At 58.3% G+C, this 16,470-nt stretch carries 14 protein-coding genes; 12 read left to right on the top strand and 2 right to left on the bottom strand.

What is annotated here, in order from left to right; translation table 11 throughout:
- Positions 1 to 5 precede the first annotated feature (5 nt).
- Together ACLD1X_RS19330 and ACLD1X_RS19325 are read right to left on the bottom strand one after the other, a co-directional pair.
- Entirely contained in the window at positions 6 to 2,051 is a 2,046-nt protein-coding gene (locus ACLD1X_RS19330) for a putative mucin/carbohydrate-binding domain-containing protein (RefSeq protein ID WP_429370357.1), read from the bottom strand.
- Positions 2,052 to 2,215: 164 nt separating this feature from the next.
- Positions 2,216 to 2,566 carry a hypothetical protein gene (locus ACLD1X_RS19325; RefSeq protein WP_429370355.1) on the bottom strand — a complete coding sequence of 117 codons (351 nt, stop codon included), beginning with the start codon at positions 2,564 to 2,566 and terminating at the stop codon, positions 2,216 to 2,218.
- A 371-nt stretch (positions 2,567 to 2,937) separates the two neighbouring features.
- Here ACLD1X_RS19325 and flhA point away from each other — a divergent pair, with 371 nt between their 5' ends.
- From flhA to ACLD1X_RS19265, 12 genes are all read left to right on the top strand, one after another.
- A complete protein-coding gene (gene flhA, locus ACLD1X_RS19320; protein WP_429370353.1) occupies positions 2,938 to 5,067 on the top strand; it encodes a flagellar biosynthesis protein FlhA in 2,130 nt (709 codons plus the stop codon).
- 11 nt (positions 5,068 to 5,078) lie between these two features.
- A complete protein-coding gene (gene flhF, locus ACLD1X_RS19315) occupies positions 5,079 to 6,407 on the top strand; it encodes a flagellar biosynthesis protein FlhF (RefSeq protein ID WP_429370351.1) in 1,329 nt (442 codons plus the stop codon).
- Positions 6,408 to 6,524: 117 nt separating this feature from the next.
- Positions 6,525 to 7,355 carry a flagellar synthesis regulator FleN gene (gene fleN / locus ACLD1X_RS19310; RefSeq protein WP_008001746.1) on the top strand — a complete coding sequence of 277 codons (831 nt, stop codon included), beginning with the start codon at positions 6,525 to 6,527 and terminating at the stop codon, positions 7,353 to 7,355.
- Positions 7,352 to 8,092 carry an RNA polymerase sigma factor FliA gene (gene fliA / locus ACLD1X_RS19305; protein WP_007894214.1) on the top strand — a complete coding sequence of 247 codons (741 nt, stop codon included), beginning with the start codon at positions 7,352 to 7,354 and terminating at the stop codon, positions 8,090 to 8,092. The genes fleN and fliA overlap by 4 nt, the downstream gene beginning before the upstream one ends.
- Before the next feature lie 167 nt (positions 8,093 to 8,259).
- The gene (locus tag ACLD1X_RS19300) at positions 8,260 to 8,631 is read left to right on the top strand and encodes a chemotaxis response regulator CheY (protein WP_003183998.1); all 372 of its coding nucleotides are present in this window, start codon (positions 8,260 to 8,262) and stop codon (positions 8,629 to 8,631) included.
- A gap of 21 nt (positions 8,632 to 8,652) precedes the next feature.
- Positions 8,653 to 9,441, top strand: a complete 789-nt coding sequence (locus tag ACLD1X_RS19295; protein ID WP_429370347.1) for a protein phosphatase CheZ — start codon at positions 8,653 to 8,655, stop codon at positions 9,439 to 9,441.
- A 53-nt stretch (positions 9,442 to 9,494) separates the two neighbouring features.
- On the top strand, positions 9,495 to 11,759 hold the full coding sequence (locus ACLD1X_RS19290) for a chemotaxis protein CheA (protein WP_429370345.1): 2,265 nt from the start codon (positions 9,495 to 9,497) through the stop codon (positions 11,757 to 11,759).
- A 48-nt stretch (positions 11,760 to 11,807) separates the two neighbouring features.
- Positions 11,808 to 12,938 carry a protein-glutamate methylesterase/protein-glutamine glutaminase gene (locus ACLD1X_RS19285; RefSeq protein WP_429370343.1) on the top strand — a complete coding sequence of 377 codons (1,131 nt, stop codon included), beginning with the start codon at positions 11,808 to 11,810 and terminating at the stop codon, positions 12,936 to 12,938.
- Positions 12,938 to 13,678, top strand: coding sequence for a flagellar motor protein (locus ACLD1X_RS19280; protein WP_085716992.1), 741 nt, complete (start codon positions 12,938 to 12,940; stop codon positions 13,676 to 13,678). The genes ACLD1X_RS19285 and ACLD1X_RS19280 overlap by 1 nt, the downstream gene beginning before the upstream one ends.
- Before the next feature lie 12 nt (positions 13,679 to 13,690).
- A complete protein-coding gene (gene motD, locus ACLD1X_RS19275) occupies positions 13,691 to 14,581 on the top strand; it encodes a flagellar motor protein MotD (RefSeq protein ID WP_085716991.1) in 891 nt (296 codons plus the stop codon).
- A 43-nt stretch (positions 14,582 to 14,624) separates the two neighbouring features.
- Positions 14,625 to 15,413, top strand: coding sequence for a ParA family protein (locus tag ACLD1X_RS19270; protein ID WP_085723329.1), 789 nt, complete (start codon positions 14,625 to 14,627; stop codon positions 15,411 to 15,413).
- A 30-nt stretch (positions 15,414 to 15,443) separates the two neighbouring features.
- A complete protein-coding gene (locus ACLD1X_RS19265) occupies positions 15,444 to 16,403 on the top strand; it encodes a chemotaxis protein CheW (RefSeq protein ID WP_429370339.1) in 960 nt (319 codons plus the stop codon).
- The last annotated feature ends 67 nt before the right edge of the window (positions 16,404 to 16,470 follow it).

Raw genomic sequence — 16,470 nt, 5'->3', positions numbered from 1 at the left:
GACTATTAAATCTGTAATCGATTTTGTCCCAGTGCACGTACGCAATGCCTTTGCATTACTTGATATCGCTCTGCGGTTTCCAGATTGATTATTGGGGCGCGAGTGGGCTCTAGGTGTAGGACGGAAATTTGACTACCCTCTTTAAAGGGTAGAGTTCTTAAAAATGGTTCTGTGAGGGTGTCGCCCCGAAGCTCTTGGCATAATATTGTATTGCCACTTTCGTTGTGGATCCAGATGCTCATGTAAATGGTTTTGAAGTAATTGTGTGGGACAATGCTGCTGACGTTTACTGTAATGGTTTCGAGTGCCAAGTTGAACTCGATTTCAATAACGGCGTTAGAGTTTAGGCCGTATTGGTGCCAGGTAAAGGTGCTGCCCGTAACGATTCGCGGGTTTTTATTTTGATGTGATAAGTACAGGTCTTGGTATTTTTCTTCCAGTTGTGCTTTTTTGGCGGGGGGGAATGTATCTATGGCGAGGGAGATATTATCCCTTCCTGGATGATGTTTGTGAAGAAAAATAGTTGGCTCGTTTCTGAGAGAATTCGCCATTTTTTCTATTTCTATCTCCAGATTACTTTCTACAGGAGTATCGAGGTTACTATTTTTCAGACCTTGCCTGGTTAACTCAAAGATGTGTAGCTTGTTGGTAGGGTCGATTACTGAAGGGCTGTATGGGGATATGTTGTTTCTGTCAGGCTCTTCGTGAAATATCTCCAGCGTATAGGCTGGGTCGAAGGGTATTTTATCGATTGAGGGGGTGGTGTTGTCGCCCCTTAACTTCTTTTGAAATATGAGTTTCTGGGTTCTATCCTTTATGCTGATGGATGTGAAGATTTTATCTGCGTAAAGAATGTGTGGTTCTTTTGAGTTTATATCAATAAGCATATAATGCTGTTCTTGATTTACTTCAACTGAGGCGAAGTTTCCATAATACCCATTTAGTTCAATGCGTTGAGTGGCAAGTGCTGTTCCGCTTCTGTGGTAGTAAGAAATGTCTACTTGGTTTGTGGTGTCTGCTGTGATTTTTAGGTGTCGGGTGGTGATGTTTAATTTGCAGTCGATAGAGGAAGGGGGTTGCAGTGTGTATATGCCAATAGGCAGTTCTTCGAGAGTGATGGTAGGGGTTGTGATAGGTACAATGATGGATAGGTTGGTCCCATCTTTGAGAATCATTTCCTGATTGGCAATTTCTTTGAACAGTTTTTCTTCTAGTTTTAACTCCAGGGTCCCAGTTAGCGCAAATGGCTTTAGTGTGTGGGCGTCGACTAAGGCCAGGCGGCTGCTGAGTTGAAGGGTTTTGAGTATGTCGTTCAGTTGTTCTTTTTGCACAAGTTTGTAGAGTGGATAGACTGGTTTGCCATTAAGGTAGCGACTAATTGTTTCTTGTTTTTCGGATAAAGGTGTTTGTCCGAGTGTCAGGAATGGGGAGATATCGATGTTTGCTACTCTTGCACAACTATCAGCAATCAGATCAGGGAGTGGGTGGTTTGCTGCTTGGAATCCACTTTCGCTACTGAGCTTTCTATAAGTTTTGTTGAAGTCAATGAAGGCTGACTTTTCTGCCTTGTCAAAGATTGAGACTAGATAAAATAACCTGTGATGGTCAATTCTCCATGAGCTGGCGGGTTGATTGTCTTCAAGCAGTTTTTCAAAGTCGTTGAAAAATTTTTCCGGTTCGCGATTGTACATGAAGCCGCGCTTTAATATTTCTTCGCCAAAGTGTAGCTCTTGAAAATAGTGTGAATATATATCATTCCAGACATCAATGAGGTTGCGCAGCGGGCCGTGGTTGATGAACTGACCCTGATAGCCGTGCCCTATTTCATGCAACACCATAAAATCGCTCGCGTCTACTCCTATCCAAAGGGCGGATGTAGCAGATGAGGCGGCGGTGTAGCGATGTGCATAGTAAGCAAAACCCCCTCCGGAAGAGTCGGGCTTCATGAAGTATCGATTAGGAGGGTTCTTGTCGGTAGGGGAACGAGGTGAAAAGGACAGTCCGGCGAGGGTGTTATAGAAATCAAACACTTCCTGGTATTGTGTTTCCATGTTTTGAAGTCCATACGTCTGGTGAAATCGCTCCAGTCGCGGCAGGTCGGTCACCGGAAATAAAATGTCCGTATATTGTGTTGTTATGAGTGCGAAGGATTGTTGTTCATTCCACTGTTTGAAAAAGTCAGTGATGTCAGTGTTGGATTTAAAAACAGGAAGTGTTAGAGGGGGGGGGAGTTGTATTCTATTTCGATATCAATGCTTGACGGTATGGAGGTGTAGGGTGTGCTGATAAAGGGAACGCATTCATGGGTAATACTTAGCTCTGATTGAACGTTTGTAATAGGGCTGTTTTGCTCATTTTTTTGATCGAAGCTCAGAAGCTCTATCTGTAGATTTTGTTCAAAGGCCGGGTTGAGGTGCCTCAAGCGAATGGATGTACCAGGTTGTAATATGACACCTAAGGCTTGTTTGTCATGAAAGATACCCTTGCTCATGCCTGCGTTAAGTATCCAGCTTGGGTTTTCTAGTGTGTAAATTGTTAGCATCTGTTTTAGATTGGATGTGTTCATGCCTTTAGCCTTTTCGTTGATTAAGGTGTTTTGTTGTGTGTGTAAATTGTGAGGTGGAGTTTAAAATTGCTCTACTGTCATATTTGACAGGTTTTTATATTGTTTCGATTGGTTTTTTGTAGGTCATATTTCTTTTTTCTTTGACGCGAGCGGGCTCAATTTCGGTTTTTCGCGATGCCGACGATAACTTTTCGGTTTGCACAGGTGTTTGTGAGGTAAGGGGGGGCTTTGCCCTTTTGCCAATGGTCGATGGTTTCAGGCATTGCCCCTGCTTTCGTGCTGCTGCGCAAAAGTTGGAAAGCTTCTTGCAGTAGCCGCCCCGAGCCTGCTTCAGGCGTCAAAAGTTTGCTTTAAAGGAACGGGGAATACCGGTGGATCGCTCTCAGCTAATCAACGCAGCACGCACAAACGTTGCCGACCTCAGTCGGGGCAATCTGGGCGTGCCGCTGTTGCTGCTGGTCATGCTGGCGATGATGATGCTGCCGGTGCCGCCGTTCCTGCTGGACGTGTTCTTCACCTTCAACATTGCGCTGTCCATCGTCGTGCTGCTGGTGTGCGTCTACGCCTTGCGTCCGCTGGATTTCGCGGTGTTCCCGACCATCCTGCTGGTGGCGACGCTGTTGCGCCTGGCGTTGAACGTGGCGTCCACGCGGGTGGTGATGCTCCACGGCCAGGACGGCCATGCCGCTGCGGGCAAGGTGATCCAGGCGTTCGGCGAGGTGGTGATCGGCGGTAACTACGTGGTCGGTATCGTGGTTTTCGCGATCTTGATGATCATCAACTTCGTCGTGGTGACCAAGGGTGCGGGGCGGATTTCCGAGGTGAGCGCGCGCTTCACCCTCGATGCGATGCCCGGCAAGCAGATGGCAATCGACGCCGACCTCAACGCCGGCCTGATCGATCAGGCCCAGGCCAAGGCCCGCCGCTCGGAAGTGGCCCAGGAAGCCGAGTTCTACGGTTCCATGGACGGTGCCAGCAAATTCGTCCGTGGTGACGCCATCGCCGGCCTGTTGATCCTGTTCATCAACCTGATCGGCGGCATGGCCGTCGGTATCTTCCAGCACAACATGAACTTCGCCGACGCCGGCAAGGTGTATGCGCTGTTGACCATCGGTGACGGTTTGGTGGCGCAATTGCCATCACTGTTGTTATCGACAGCGGCAGCGATCATGGTGACCCGTGCTTCCGGTTCGGAAGACATGGGCAAGCAGATCAATCGCCAGATGTTCGCCTCGCCCAAGGCGCTGGCGGTGGCGGCGGGCCTGATGGCGGTCATGGGCCTGGTGCCCGGCATGCCGCACTTCTCGTTCCTGAGCATGGCGGCCCTGGCGGCCGGCGGCGCTTACCTGTTCTGGAAGAAGCAGAATGTCGCCAAGGTCCAGGCCCTGCAGGAGGTCAAGCGCCAGCAGGAGTTGCTGCCGTCGCCGGCCCGCGCCCAGGAAACCAAGGAGCTTGGCTGGGACGACGTGACCCCTATCGACATGATCGGCCTGGAAGTGGGTTATCGCCTGATTCCGCTGGTGGACCGCAACCAGGGCGGGCAGTTGCTGGCGCGGATCAAGGGGGTGCGCAAGAAGTTGTCCCAGGACCTCGGCTTCCTGATGCCGACCGTGCATATCCGCGACAACCTCGACCTGGCGCCGAGCGCCTATCGCCTGACCCTCATGGGGGTGATCCTGGCCGAGGCGGAGATCTACCCGGATCGCGAGCTGGCGATCAACCCGGGGCAGGTCTATGGCACGCTCAATGGCATTACCGCCAAAGATCCGGCTTTCGGCCTGGAGGCGGTCTGGATCGAAATCAGCCAACGCGCCCAGGCGCAATCGCTCGGATATACGGTGGTCGATGCCAGTACAGTAGTGGCCACCCACCTGAACCAGATACTCTACAAGCATTCCAGTGAACTGATCGGTCACGAGGAAGTGCAGCAACTCATGCAATTGCTGGCCAAAAGCTCGCCGAAACTGGCCGAGGAGCTGGTGCCGGGCGTGGTTTCGCTGTCGCAGCTGCTCAAGGTGCTGCAAGCGCTATTGGCCGAACAAGTGCCTGTGCGTGATATCCGCAGCATTGCCGAGGCGATCGCCAACAATGCCGCCAAGAGTCAAGATACCGCCGCGCTGGTGGCTGCCGTGCGGGTTGGCGTATCCCGCGCAATCGTGCAAAGCATTGTAGGCACTGAGTCGCAGCTGCCAGTTATCACGCTGGAGCCAAGGTTGGAACAGATATTGCTCAATAGTCTGCAAAAGGCAGGACAAGGCTCGGAAGAGGGCGTTCTGCTGGAGCCAAGCATGGCTGAGAAGCTGCAACGTTCGTTGATCGACGCGGCACAGCGTCAGGAGATGCAAGGTCAGCCGGTGATTCTGCTGGTGGCCGGTCCGGTTCGCGCGATGCTCTCGCGATTTGGCCGGCTCGCAGTCCCGGGTTTGCATGTGTTGGCTTACCAGGAAATCCCTGACAACAAGCAAGTGACCATCGTTGCGACAGTAGGGCCCAACGGCTGAGGTAGTGGTTTATGCAAGTTAAGCGTTTTTTCGCCGCCGATATGCGTCAGGCCATGAAGCTGGTTCGCGATGAGCTGGGCGCTGATGCCGCTATCATTGGCAACCGCCGGATCGCCGGGGGTGTCGAGCTGACGGCCGCGCTGGATTACAAGTTGTCGGCACTGGCGCCGCGGGTGCCGAACATGGAGCTCGAAGACGAGTTGCGCAAGACTCAGTCGCGGATCGTTACCGCCCAGGCCGAATTGAGCCTGCGTGGCGATGGCGAGAGCGACAATGCTACCAACCGTCAGTTGTTCGCCGGCTTGCCGTTGACCGCCGCCGAGCCGCTGATCGAGCCGACTTACGCCGAACCCCGTCGCCCTGCAGCCGCCGCTGCGCCAGCGTCCGCAGGTGTAGACCCGCGCGCGTTCGACTCGATGCGTTCGGAGCTCAACAGCCTGCGCGAACTCATGGAAGTACAGCTTGGCTCGCTGGCCTGGAATCAGCTGCAAGGCAGCCGTCCGGACCAGGCCAACCTCTGGCGTCGCCTGCAACGCATCGGCCTGTCGGGTCCGCTGTCGCGCGACCTGCTGGCAATGATCACCGACATCGAGGAACCCCGTCAGGCCTGGCGCATGTTGCTGGCGCACCTGGCACGCATGATCGCTACCCCGGAAGTCGAGCCGCTGGAAGAGGGCGGAGTGATCGCCATGGTCGGCCCTGCCGGCATGGGCAAGACCACCACCCTGGCCAAGCTGGCCGCCCGTTATGTGCTCAAGTACGGCGCGCAGAACATTGCGCTGGTGAGCATGGACAGCTTCCGCATCGGTGCCCAGGAGCAGCTCAAGACCCTGGGGCGCATACTCAATGTCTCGGTGACCCACGTCGATCCGGGCCAGTCCCTGGTGCAGGCGCTGGATCCATTGCTGCGCAAGCGCGTGGTGCTGATCGATACCGCGGGCCTGCAGGCCAGCGACCCGGCCCTGCGCATGCAGCTCGAAAGCCTGGCCGGTCGTGGCATCCGCTCGAAAAATTATCTGGTATTGGCAACCACCAGCCAGAAACAGGTTCTAACGGCCGCTTATCACAGTTACAAGCGTTGCGGGCTCGCTGGCTGCATCCTGACTAAACTGGATGAAACGGCGAGTCTGGGCGAGGTGTTGAGCCTGGCCATCAGTCATGAGTTACCCGTGGCCTACCTGACCGATGGCCCGCGGATCCCGGATGATTTGCATCTGCCGCGCCGTCATCAGTTGGTCAGTCGCGCCGTCAGCGTGCAAATGCAGGAAGAACCCAGCGAAGAAGCCATGGCTGACATGTTCGCTGACATCTACCACAGCCCGACCAAGCAGGTTGGCTGAGGTAATTAATGAATAGTTTTTGTACCTACATCGATGGTCTGCCATGCATTGTTCCGTTAGCGAACGCGCAGCCAGTAATGTGGCCTCCGTCTATGCAAGACAAGGTAAAGAAATAACATGGGCAGCATGCATCCCGTACAGGTGATCGCGGTGACCGGCGGCAAAGGTGGCGTCGGGAAAACTAACGTGTCAGTGAACTTGTCCCTGGCTTTGGCTGAGCTTGGCCGGCGCGTCATGCTGCTGGACGCCGACCTGGGACTGGCGAACGTCGACGTTCTGCTGGGCCTGACACCCAAACGTACCCTGGCCGACGTGATCGAGGGCCGCTGCGAACTGCGCGACGTACTGCTGCAGGGGCCTGGCGGCATCCGTATCGTTCCGGCCGCATCGGGCACTCAGAGCATGGTGCATCTGAGCCCTGCGCAACACGCGGGCCTGATCCAGGCCTTCAGTGATATCGGCGACAACCTCGACGTATTGGTGATCGACACCGCTGCGGGCATTGGTGACTCGGTAGTCAGTTTCGTTCGCGCCGCCCAGGAAGTGCTGCTGGTGGTGTGTGACGAGCCGACCTCGATCACCGATGCCTACGCGTTGATCAAGTTGCTCAATCGCGACTACGGCATGAACCGCTTCCGGGTCCTGGCCAACATGGCCCAGAGCCCGCAGGAAGGGCGCAACCTGTTCGCCAAGTTGACCAAGGTCACGGATCGTTTCCTCGACGTCGCCCTGCAATACGTCGGCGCCGTGCCCTACGACGAAAGCGTGCGCAAGGCCGTGCAGAAACAGCGCGCCGTCTACGAGGCTTTCCCGCGTTCCAAGTGCTCGCTGGCGTTCAAGGCCATCGCGCAGAAAGTCGATACCTGGCCGCTGCCGGCCAACCCGCGCGGGCACCTGGAGTTTTTCGTCGAGCGCCTCGTGCAACAGACAGCAGGACCCGTGCTATGACAGCAAGCGGTTACAACCTCTATAAAAAATCGGCCCGTGATGCGCAGTACGAGCTGATCGAGCGTTACGCGCCGCTGGTTAAACGCATTGCCTACCACTTGCTGGCGCGCTTGCCGGCCAGTGTCCAGGTCGAAGACCTGATCCAGGCCGGGATGATCGGCCTGCTTGAAGTGTCGACCAAATATGACGCCAGCAAAGGCGCCAGTTTCGAGACGTACGCGGGCATTCGAATCCGCGGCGCCATGCTCGATGAAGTGCGCAAGGGGGATTGGGCGCCACGTTCGGTTCACCGCAATACGCGCATGGTCAGCGACGCCATCCGCTCGATTGAAGCGAAAACCGGCCGTGACGCTAAAGATCACGAGGTTGCGGCCGAACTCCAATTGAGTCTCGACGATTACTACGGAATTTTGAACGACACCCTGGGCAGCCGCTTATTCAGTTTCGACGATCTGTTGCAGGATGGCGAACACGAAGGGCTGCACGAGGATGGCGCGAGTGCTCATCTCGAGCCGTCACGCGATCTGGAAGATGAACGCTTCCAGGCTGCGCTGGCGGATGCGATTGCCAATTTGCCGGAGCGTGAGCGACTGGTGTTGGCGCTGTACTACGACGAAGAGTTGAACCTCAAGGAAATCGGTGAGGTCCTGGGGGTCAGCGAATCGCGGGTCAGCCAGTTACACAGCCAGTGCGCGGCCCGTTTGCGGGGGCGTTTGGGGGAGTGGCGAGCGCGCTGAAGGCAGTGTGGGGACACTGCGAACGAGGCTGGTGTGGTGCTGAACTGCACCGGTCGCGATCTGTTGTGCTCCAGACAGTCATTGAGTGCTTTGCCGGATTGATTGAAATGGCGCGTCCAGGTGCTGGGCGCGTTTAAGACTGCTTGGAGGTCGAATTGGACAAGAACATGAAAATCCTCATCGTTGATGACTTCTCAACGATGCGGCGGATCATCAAGAACCTGCTGCGTGACCTTGGGTTCACCAACACCGTCGAGGCCGACGATGGCACTACCGCCATTCCGGTGCTCAACAGCGGAAGCATCGACTTTCTGGTAACGGACTGGAACATGCCTGGCATGACCGGTATCGACCTGCTGCGCCACGTGCGTGCCGATGAAAAGCTCAAGCACCTGCCGGTGTTGATGGTGACCGCTGAAGCCAAGCGCGAGCAGATCATCGAAGCGGCCCAGGCTGGCGTTAACGGCTATGTGGTCAAACCCTTCACGGCCCAGGCGTTGAAAGAAAAAATCGAGAAGATTTTCGAACGCATCGGTTGATGAGTGCGCCACGGGGGAGCTATGGGCAATAACGAAACTTCATTGGGCGATTTCGAATCGACCCTGAAAAAACACGCCGTCGAATTGGTCGCAAGCCTTGAAAAGGGCAAGTTCGGCGACGCCGTGCAATTGATCCATGAGCTCAACCAGACCCGTGACCGCGGCCTGTATCAGGAAGTGGGCAAGCTCACTCGCGAGCTGCATAGCGCGATCGTCAATTTCCAGATTGACCCGCACATGCCGCAAGCCGAAGAAGTGTCGCAGATCACCGATGCCACCGAGCGCCTGGGGTATGTGGTCAAGCTGACCGAAGCCGCGGCCAACCGCACCATGGATCTGGTGGAAAGTGCCACGCCGCTGGTCAATGGCCTGGCGGATGAAGCCCAGGCCTTGAGCGCGGACTGGGGGCGCTTCATGCGTCGCGAAGTCGGTGCGCAAGAGTTTCGTGAACTGGCCCGGCGGGTCGACGGGTTCCTGGCGCGCAGCGGCACGGACAATCGCGCGGTGTCGGGCAACCTGAACGACATCCTGCTCGCCCAGGATTACCAGGACCTCACCGGGCAAGTGATCAAGCGTGTGACCCAACTGGTCACCGAAGTTGAAAGCAACCTGCTCAAGCTCGTGCTCATGGCCAGTCAGGTGGATCGCTTTGCGGGCATCGAACATGACCGTGAAGCGATGCTTGCTGAAAAAGATCCACAAAAACATCTCTCTCAGGGTGAAGGTCCGCAGATTCATGCCGATAAAAGAGAAGACGTTGTGTCCGGTCAGGACGATGTGGACGATTTGTTATCCAGCCTGGGTTTTTAGAATTTTAGAACTTTAGGTTTTTGGGTTTTTAGACCTGTAGGAGCACACCCTTAATGAGCTTCGGCGCCGATGAAGAGATCCTTCAGGATTTCCTGGTTGAGGCCGGCGAAATTCTAGAGCAACTGTCCGAACAACTGGTCGAGCTGGAAAGCCGTCCGGATGATGCGGACTTGCTCAATGCAATTTTTCGCGGTTTTCACACTGTAAAAGGGGGCGCCGGCTTCCTCCAGCTCAACGAGCTGGTGGAGTGCTGCCACATCGCCGAGAACGTGTTCGACATCCTGCGCAAGGGTGAGCGTCGCGTCGATTCGGAACTGATGGACGTGGTTCTCGAAGCGCTGGACGCGGTGAACAGCATGTTCAGCGAAGTCCGCGAGCGCAGCCCGATCACGGCGGCGACACCTGAACTGCTTGCGGCGCTGGCCCGTCTGGCCGAGCCGCAATCGGCTGACGAGGTGGTGTCTGCACCCGTTGTCGCTGCGGTCGAAGCGCCTGAGGCAGAAGCCGAGTCGGGCGATATCACCGACAATGAATTCGAACAACTGCTGGACTCGCTCAATGCCGTCAAAGCTCAGGCCGAGGCGCCGGCAGCTGTTTCTGCGCCGGTCAGCGATGCTGCTGCCAGCGATGAAATCACCGATGCCGAGTTCGAGTCGCTGCTCGATCAACTGCACGGCAAGGGCCAGTTCGCCGTCGATGCGGTGGTCCCTGCGCCCGCCGCGCCAGAAGCGCCGAAAGCGGCCGGCGACAGCTCCGACATTACCGACGATGAATTCGAGGCCTTGCTCGATCAGTTGCACGGCAAGGGTAACTTTGCCGTCGAGGCACTGGAGTCGGCCATCGCTTCGGTGCCAGCACCCGCAGCGCCAAGCGCGGCGGCGGCCGGTAGCGACCTGATCACCGATCACGAATTCGAATCGCTGCTCGACGAATTGCACGGCAAAGGCAAGTTCAGCGAAGTCGGCACCGCAACCGTGGCCAACGGTTCGAACGCTTCTGTTGCTGCACCGGTGGCCAAGGCTGCTGCGCCGAAACCTGTGGCCAAGGCACCCGAGCCGAAAGCCGAAGCGCCGGCCCCGGTCGCCGCTGCTGCACCGGCTGCCGCCCGTGCGCCGGCCGCGCCACCGGCGGAAAAGCCGGCGAGCGAAGCCGAGACCACCGTACGCGTCGATACCGCGCGTCTCGACGAGATCATGAACATGGTCGGCGAGCTGGTGCTGGTGCGTAACCGCCTGGTCCGCCTGGGCCTCAACAGCGGCGACGAAGCCATGTCCAAGGCCGTGTCGAACCTCGACGTGGTCACGGCCGACCTGCAAACCGCGGTCATGAAGACCCGGATGCAACCGATCAAGAAAGTCTTCGGGCGCTTCCCGCGCCTGGTTCGCGACCTGGCTCGCCAGCTCAAGAAAGAGATCAACCTGGAACTGGTCGGCGAAGAAACCGACCTCGACAAGAACCTCGTCGAGGCCCTGGCCGACCCGCTGGTCCACTTGGTGCGCAACGCGGTCGACCACGGCATCGAGTCCCCGGAAGAACGCGAAGCCTCGGGCAAGGCCCGTGGCGGCAAGGTCATCCTGGCGGCAGAGCAGGAGGGCGATCACATCCTGCTGTCGATCTCCGATGACGGCAAAGGCATGGACCCGAACGTCCTGCGTTCCATCGCGGTCAAGCGCGGTGTGATGGACAAGGATGCGGCCGATCGCCTGAGCGACACCGAATGCTACAACCTGATCTTCGCCCCGGGGTTCTCGACCAAGACCGAGATCTCCGACGTCTCGGGTCGTGGCGTGGGCATGGACGTGGTGAAAACCAAGATCTCCCAGCTCAACGGTTCGATCAACATCTACTCGGCCAAGGGCCAGGGTTCGAAGATCGTCATCAAGGTGCCGCTGACCCTGGCGATCATGCCGACGCTGATGGTCATGCTCGGCAACCAGGCGTTTGCGTTCCCGCTGGTGAACGTCAACGAAATCTTCCACCTCGACCTGTCGACCACCAACGTCGTGGACGGCCAGGAAGTGGTGATCGTGCGGGACAAGGCACTGCCATTGTTCTACCTCAAACGCTGGCTGGTCAGCTCCGCCGCTCATGAAGAGCAGCGCGAGGGACATGTGGTGATCCTTTCGGTGGGCACACAGCGGATCGGTTTTGTCGTCGATCAACTGGTGGGCCAGGAAGAAGTGGTCATCAAGCCATTGGGCAAAATGCTCCAGGGAACGGCGGGCATGTCCGGCGCCACCATCACCGGTGACGGCCGCATCGCGCTGATTCTCGATGTTCCGAGCATGCTCAAGCGTTACGCCACACGGCGTATTTGATTCTGGTGGAGCGGGGCGCCTGGCCCCGCTCCATCTAACGGAGTGTTTATGGCAGTCAAAGTCCTGGTGGTGGACGATTCGGGGTTTTTCCGCCGCCGCGTCTCGGAAATTCTTTCAGCGGATTCCAATATCCAGGTCGTCGGCACGGCGACCAACGGCAAAGAGGCGATTGATCAGGCGCTGGCCCTCAAGCCCGACGTGATCACCATGGACTACGAGATGCCGATGATGGACGGCATCACCGCCGTGCGGCACATCATGCAACGCTGCCCGACCCCGGTCCTGATGTTCTCCTCGCTGACCCATGAAGGCGCCCGGGTTACCCTCGATGCGCTGGATGCCGGTGCGGTGGACTTCCTGCCGAAGAATTTCGAAGACATCTCGCGCAATCCCGAGAAGGTCAAGCAACTGTTGTGCGAGAAGATTCTCAGCATTTCGCGCAGCAATCGTCGAGTCAGCACCTACAGCGCTCCGGCGCCTGTCGCTGCGTCAGCCCCGACGCCTGCGCCTTCCAGCGTCGGCGGTTATGGCAGCAGCGCACCCGTGCGTCCGGCACCGACACCCATTGCTGCGCGTACGCACGCGGCCACTGCGTCGTCGCCCGCGCCGAAACGCAAAGCCTACAAACTGGTGGCCATCGGTACGTCGACCGGCGGCCCGGTAGCGCTGCAACGGGTCCTGACCCAATTGCCAGCCAACTTCCCGGCCCCGATCGTGCTGGTTCAACACATGCCGGCCGCCTTCACCAAGGCCTTCGCCGAACGCCTGGACAAGCTCTGCCGCATCAGCGTCAAGGAAGCCGAGGATGGCGATATCCTGCGTCCGGGCCTGGCGCTGCTGGCGCCGGGTGGCAAGCAGATGATGATCGACGGCCGCGGTGCGGTGAAAATCCTCCCGGGCGACGAACGTCTGAATTACAAACCGTGCGTGGACATCACCTTCGGTTCGGCAGCCAAGTCCTACGGCGACAAAGTTCTGGCGGTGGTCCTGACCGGCATGGGCGCCGACGGCCGTGAGGGCGCGCGCCTGCTCAAGCAGGGCGGCAGTTCGATCTGGGCACAGGACGAAGCCAGCTGCGTGATCTACGGCATGCCGATGGCCATCGTCAAGGCTGAGCTGGCCGACGCGGTGTACAGCCTCGACGACATTGGCAAGCACCTGGTCGAGGCCTGTATCTGATGGATGTCCTAAGCCTGATCGGCATCATCATGGCCTTTGTCGCCATCATCGGCGGCAACTACCTGGAAGGCGGTCATCTCGGCGCCCTGGCCAACGGCCCGGCAGCGCTGATCGTGCTCGGCGGCACCATCGGCGCCGCGCTGCTGCAATCGCCGATGAGCGCCTTCAAGCGCGCCATGCAGATCCTCGCCTGGATCCTGTTCCCGCCTCGCGTTGACCTGGCCGGTGGTATCGACCGCGTGGTGAACTGGAGCCTGACCGCCCGCAAGGAAGGCCTGCTCGGCCTGGAAGGCATCGCCGACGCCGAGCCCGACAACTACGCGCGCAAAGGCCTGCAACTGCTGGTCGACGGCGCCGAGCCGGAAGCGATCCGCAGCATTCTGGAAGTGGACTTCTACACCCAGGAAAGCCGCGACGTCGAAGCGGCCAAGGTCTTCGAAAGCATGGGCGGTTACGCGCCGACCATCGGCATCATCGGTGCGGTGATGGGCCTGATTCACGTCATGGGCAACCTGGGTGATCCGTCGCAACTGGGTAACGGCATCGCCGTGGCCTTCGTCGCGACTATCTACGGCGTGGCCAGTGCCAACCTGGTGCTGCTGCCGATTGCCGCCAAACTCAAATCCATCGCGTTGCGCCAGTCGCGTTATCGCGAAATGTTGTTGGAAGGACTCCTGTCGATCGCCGAAGGTGAAAACCCTCGCTCCATTGAGTTGAAGCTTCAGGGCTTCATGGATTAAGGGAATAAGCTCATGGCACGTCGTCGCCAGCATGAAGAGCATGTAAACCATGAACGTTGGCTGGTTTCCTATGCCGACTTCATCACCTTGCTGTTCGCCTTTTTCGTGGTGATGTACTCCATCTCTTCGATCAACGAAGGCAAGTACAAGGTCATTTCCGAAGCATTGATCGGGGTCTTTACCGACTCCGACCGTTCGCTCAAGCCGATCCCCATCGGTGACGAGCGGCCGAAGACCGTGACCCCGGCCAAGCCGCTGGTCAAGGACAGCGACCAGGTCGATGCCGGTGTTGCCGGCGCCAGCGATCCACTCAAAAGCATCGCCGACGACATCAGCGCGGCCTTTGGTGACCTGATCAGCTCCAACCAGATGACCGTGCGCGGCAATGAGCTGTGGGTCGAGATCGAGCTCAACTCCAGCCTGTTGTTCGGCAGCGGTGATGCCATGCCCAGCGACATCGCGTTCAACATCATCGACAAGGTTGCCGCGATCCTCAAGCCGTTCGACAACCCGATTCATGTCGAAGGTTTCACCGACGATCAACCGATCCGCACTGCGCAGTATCCGACCAACTGGGAGCTGTCCTCGGCCCGCTCGGCGAGCATCGTGCGCATGCTGGCGATGCAGGGAGTGAACCCCGGTCGCCTGGCTTCGGTGGGCTACGGCGAGTTTCAGCCGGTGGCCAATAACGCCACCGCCGAAGGCCGCGCACGCAACCGTCGGGTGGTGCTGGTGGTGTCGCGCAACCTCGATGTTCGCCGCAGCCTGACTGGCACCGGAACCGCTCATGCGCAACCGGATGCCGCATTGAAGCGTGCTGGCACACAAACTGCACCGACCCCGGTCAAGTCGCCGGTACGGGAGAGCGCCGTCAATTCTCCGTCACCGGCATTAACACGTTGAGCTATTTCTCGGTCGATCCATTCGGCCGGGAGGAACAATCCGAATGAGAGTCTGGGCAGTCGCCAATCAAAAGGGTGGTGTCGGTAAAACCACTTCTTCCATCGCTTTAGCCGGTTTACTGGCGGAGGCGGGCAAGCGCGTGGTCGTGGTCGATCTCGATCCCCATGGCTCCATGACCAGCTACTTCGGCTACGACCCCGACACCCTGGAGCACAGCAACTACGACCTGTTCCTGCACAAGGGCAATGTGCCGCAAGGCCTGCCGGGTCAACTGCTGCTGTCGACCAGTGACGAACGCATCTCGCTTTTGCCTTCCAGCACCGCACTGGCCACCCTGGAGCGCCAGTCGCCGGGGCAGAGCGGGTTGGGCCTGGTGATTGCCAAGAGCCTGGCGCAACTGTGGCAGGACTTCGATTACGCCGTGATCGACAGCCCGCCATTGCTCGGCGTGCTGATGGTCAACGCCTTGGCGGCGAGCCAGCAATTGGTGATCCCGGTGCAGACCGAGCACCTGGCGGTCAAAGGCCTCGAGCGCATGGTCAACACCCTGGCGATGATCAACCGCTCTCGCAAACAGGCGTTGCCGTTTACCATCGTGCCGACGCTGTTTGACCGGCGCACCCAGGCGTCCCTCGGAACCTTGCGCGTACTGCGCGACAAATTCCCCGACGAAATCTGGCAAGGCTATATCCCGGTGGACACGCGCCTGCGCGATGCCAGTCGTGCCGGGCTGACGCCTTCGCAGTTCGACGGCAAGAGCCGTGGCGTTCTGGCTTACCGTGCCTTGCTCAAGCATCTGCTGGCGGCGCAACTCGTTGCGCAGGTGGCTTGAGATGAATCCAATCCCCGCAGGGCGGCTGTCATGAACCGGCCGATGAAGACCACCTCGCGCCCGCAACTGGCGCTGCAGTCGTATCTGGATAACTTGCTGCAGGACGCAACCGAGGAGTTGGCGCCCCAGATCGAGGTGCTTGCCGACGTTGTCGAAACGGTGAGAGTGGTTGAAGAGCAAGGCATGCTGGACGAGTTCCAGGCAGCCGTGCTCGAAGAGCAGGCCCGTGATGCACAGAAAACCGCAGTGGTTGCCGCTCCGGCGCCCGCGCCTGTGGCGAAGACGCCCCTAGCCGTGGTCGAAGCGCCGGAAGCCGTACTGGCATCGGTATCGACCCTTGCGCCGCTGTTGCAAACACTGGCGGTTCCAGTCATTGAAGCGCCTGAAGTGCTGGAGGCTCCGGTTGTCGAGGCGCCTCAGGCGCTGGTGCCGCCCGTCGTTGAAGTTCATTTGCCGCCGAGCAATACGCCGCCACCGGTGGACACCGATGGTCGTCCGTCCTGGGCCGCCGAACCGTTCGAGTGCCTGCTGTTCGATGTCGCCGGCTTGACCCTGGCGGTGCCGCTGGTGTGCCTGGGGTCGATTTACTCCCTGGCCGGTCACGAGCTGACGCCGTTGTTCGGCCAGCCGGAATGGTTCCTTGGCATCCTGCCGAGCCAGGCCGGCAACCTCAAGGTGCTCGATACCGCGCGTTGGGTCATGCCCGACCGTTACCGCGACGACTTCAAGCAGGGCCTGCAATACGTGATTTCGGTCCAGGGCTACGAATGGGGCCTGGCCGTGCATCAGGTCAGCCGCTCGTTGCGACTGGACCCGAATGAAATCAAATGGAGAAGTCATCGAGGTCAGCGGCCATGGCTCGCCGGCACGGTGATCGAACACATGTGCGCCTTGCTCGACGTTGCCTCCCTGGCCGAGTTGATCGCCAGTGGCGGGGCCAGGCACATGTCCGGCAACAAGCCGAACCACAAACCGACAAACATTAAATAAACAACAGGCGGCGCCACTCGATGGCGTTGCACGGAACACACACCGCCAGGGCGGTTTCTTGAGGGGT

Origin of the sequence: Pseudomonas sp. 18173 (assembly GCF_050432945.1) — a bacterium.
Taxonomy (GTDB): Bacteria; Pseudomonadota; Gammaproteobacteria; order Pseudomonadales; family Pseudomonadaceae; genus Aquipseudomonas.
This window is presented reverse-complemented; position numbering and strand designations above follow the sequence as displayed.

Excerpts from the sequence above, each read along its gene's own strand:
- ACLD1X_RS19330 (WP_429370357.1), bottom strand. The coding sequence starts at position 2,051 with ATGGAAACACAATACCAGGAAGTGTTTGATTTCTATAACACCCTCGCC.
- ACLD1X_RS19325 (WP_429370355.1), bottom strand. The coding sequence starts at position 2,566 with ATGAACACATCCAATCTAAAACAGATGCTAACAATTTACACACTAGAA.
- flhF (WP_429370351.1), top strand. The coding sequence starts at position 5,079 with ATGCAAGTTAAGCGTTTTTTCGCCGCCGATATGCGTCAGGCCATGAAG.
- fleN (WP_008001746.1), top strand. The coding sequence starts at position 6,525 with ATGGGCAGCATGCATCCCGTACAGGTGATCGCGGTGACCGGCGGCAAA.
- fliA (WP_007894214.1), top strand. The coding sequence starts at position 7,352 with ATGACAGCAAGCGGTTACAACCTCTATAAAAAATCGGCCCGTGATGCG.
- ACLD1X_RS19300 (WP_003183998.1), top strand. The coding sequence starts at position 8,260 with ATGAAAATCCTCATCGTTGATGACTTCTCAACGATGCGGCGGATCATC.
- ACLD1X_RS19295 (WP_429370347.1), top strand. The coding sequence starts at position 8,653 with ATGGGCAATAACGAAACTTCATTGGGCGATTTCGAATCGACCCTGAAA.
- ACLD1X_RS19290 (WP_429370345.1), top strand. The coding sequence starts at position 9,495 with ATGAGCTTCGGCGCCGATGAAGAGATCCTTCAGGATTTCCTGGTTGAG.
- ACLD1X_RS19285 (WP_429370343.1), top strand. The coding sequence starts at position 11,808 with ATGGCAGTCAAAGTCCTGGTGGTGGACGATTCGGGGTTTTTCCGCCGC.
- ACLD1X_RS19280 (WP_085716992.1), top strand. The coding sequence starts at position 12,938 with ATGGATGTCCTAAGCCTGATCGGCATCATCATGGCCTTTGTCGCCATC.
- motD (WP_085716991.1), top strand. The coding sequence starts at position 13,691 with ATGGCACGTCGTCGCCAGCATGAAGAGCATGTAAACCATGAACGTTGG.
- ACLD1X_RS19270 (WP_085723329.1), top strand. The coding sequence starts at position 14,625 with ATGAGAGTCTGGGCAGTCGCCAATCAAAAGGGTGGTGTCGGTAAAACC.
- ACLD1X_RS19265 (WP_429370339.1), top strand. The coding sequence starts at position 15,444 with ATGAACCGGCCGATGAAGACCACCTCGCGCCCGCAACTGGCGCTGCAG.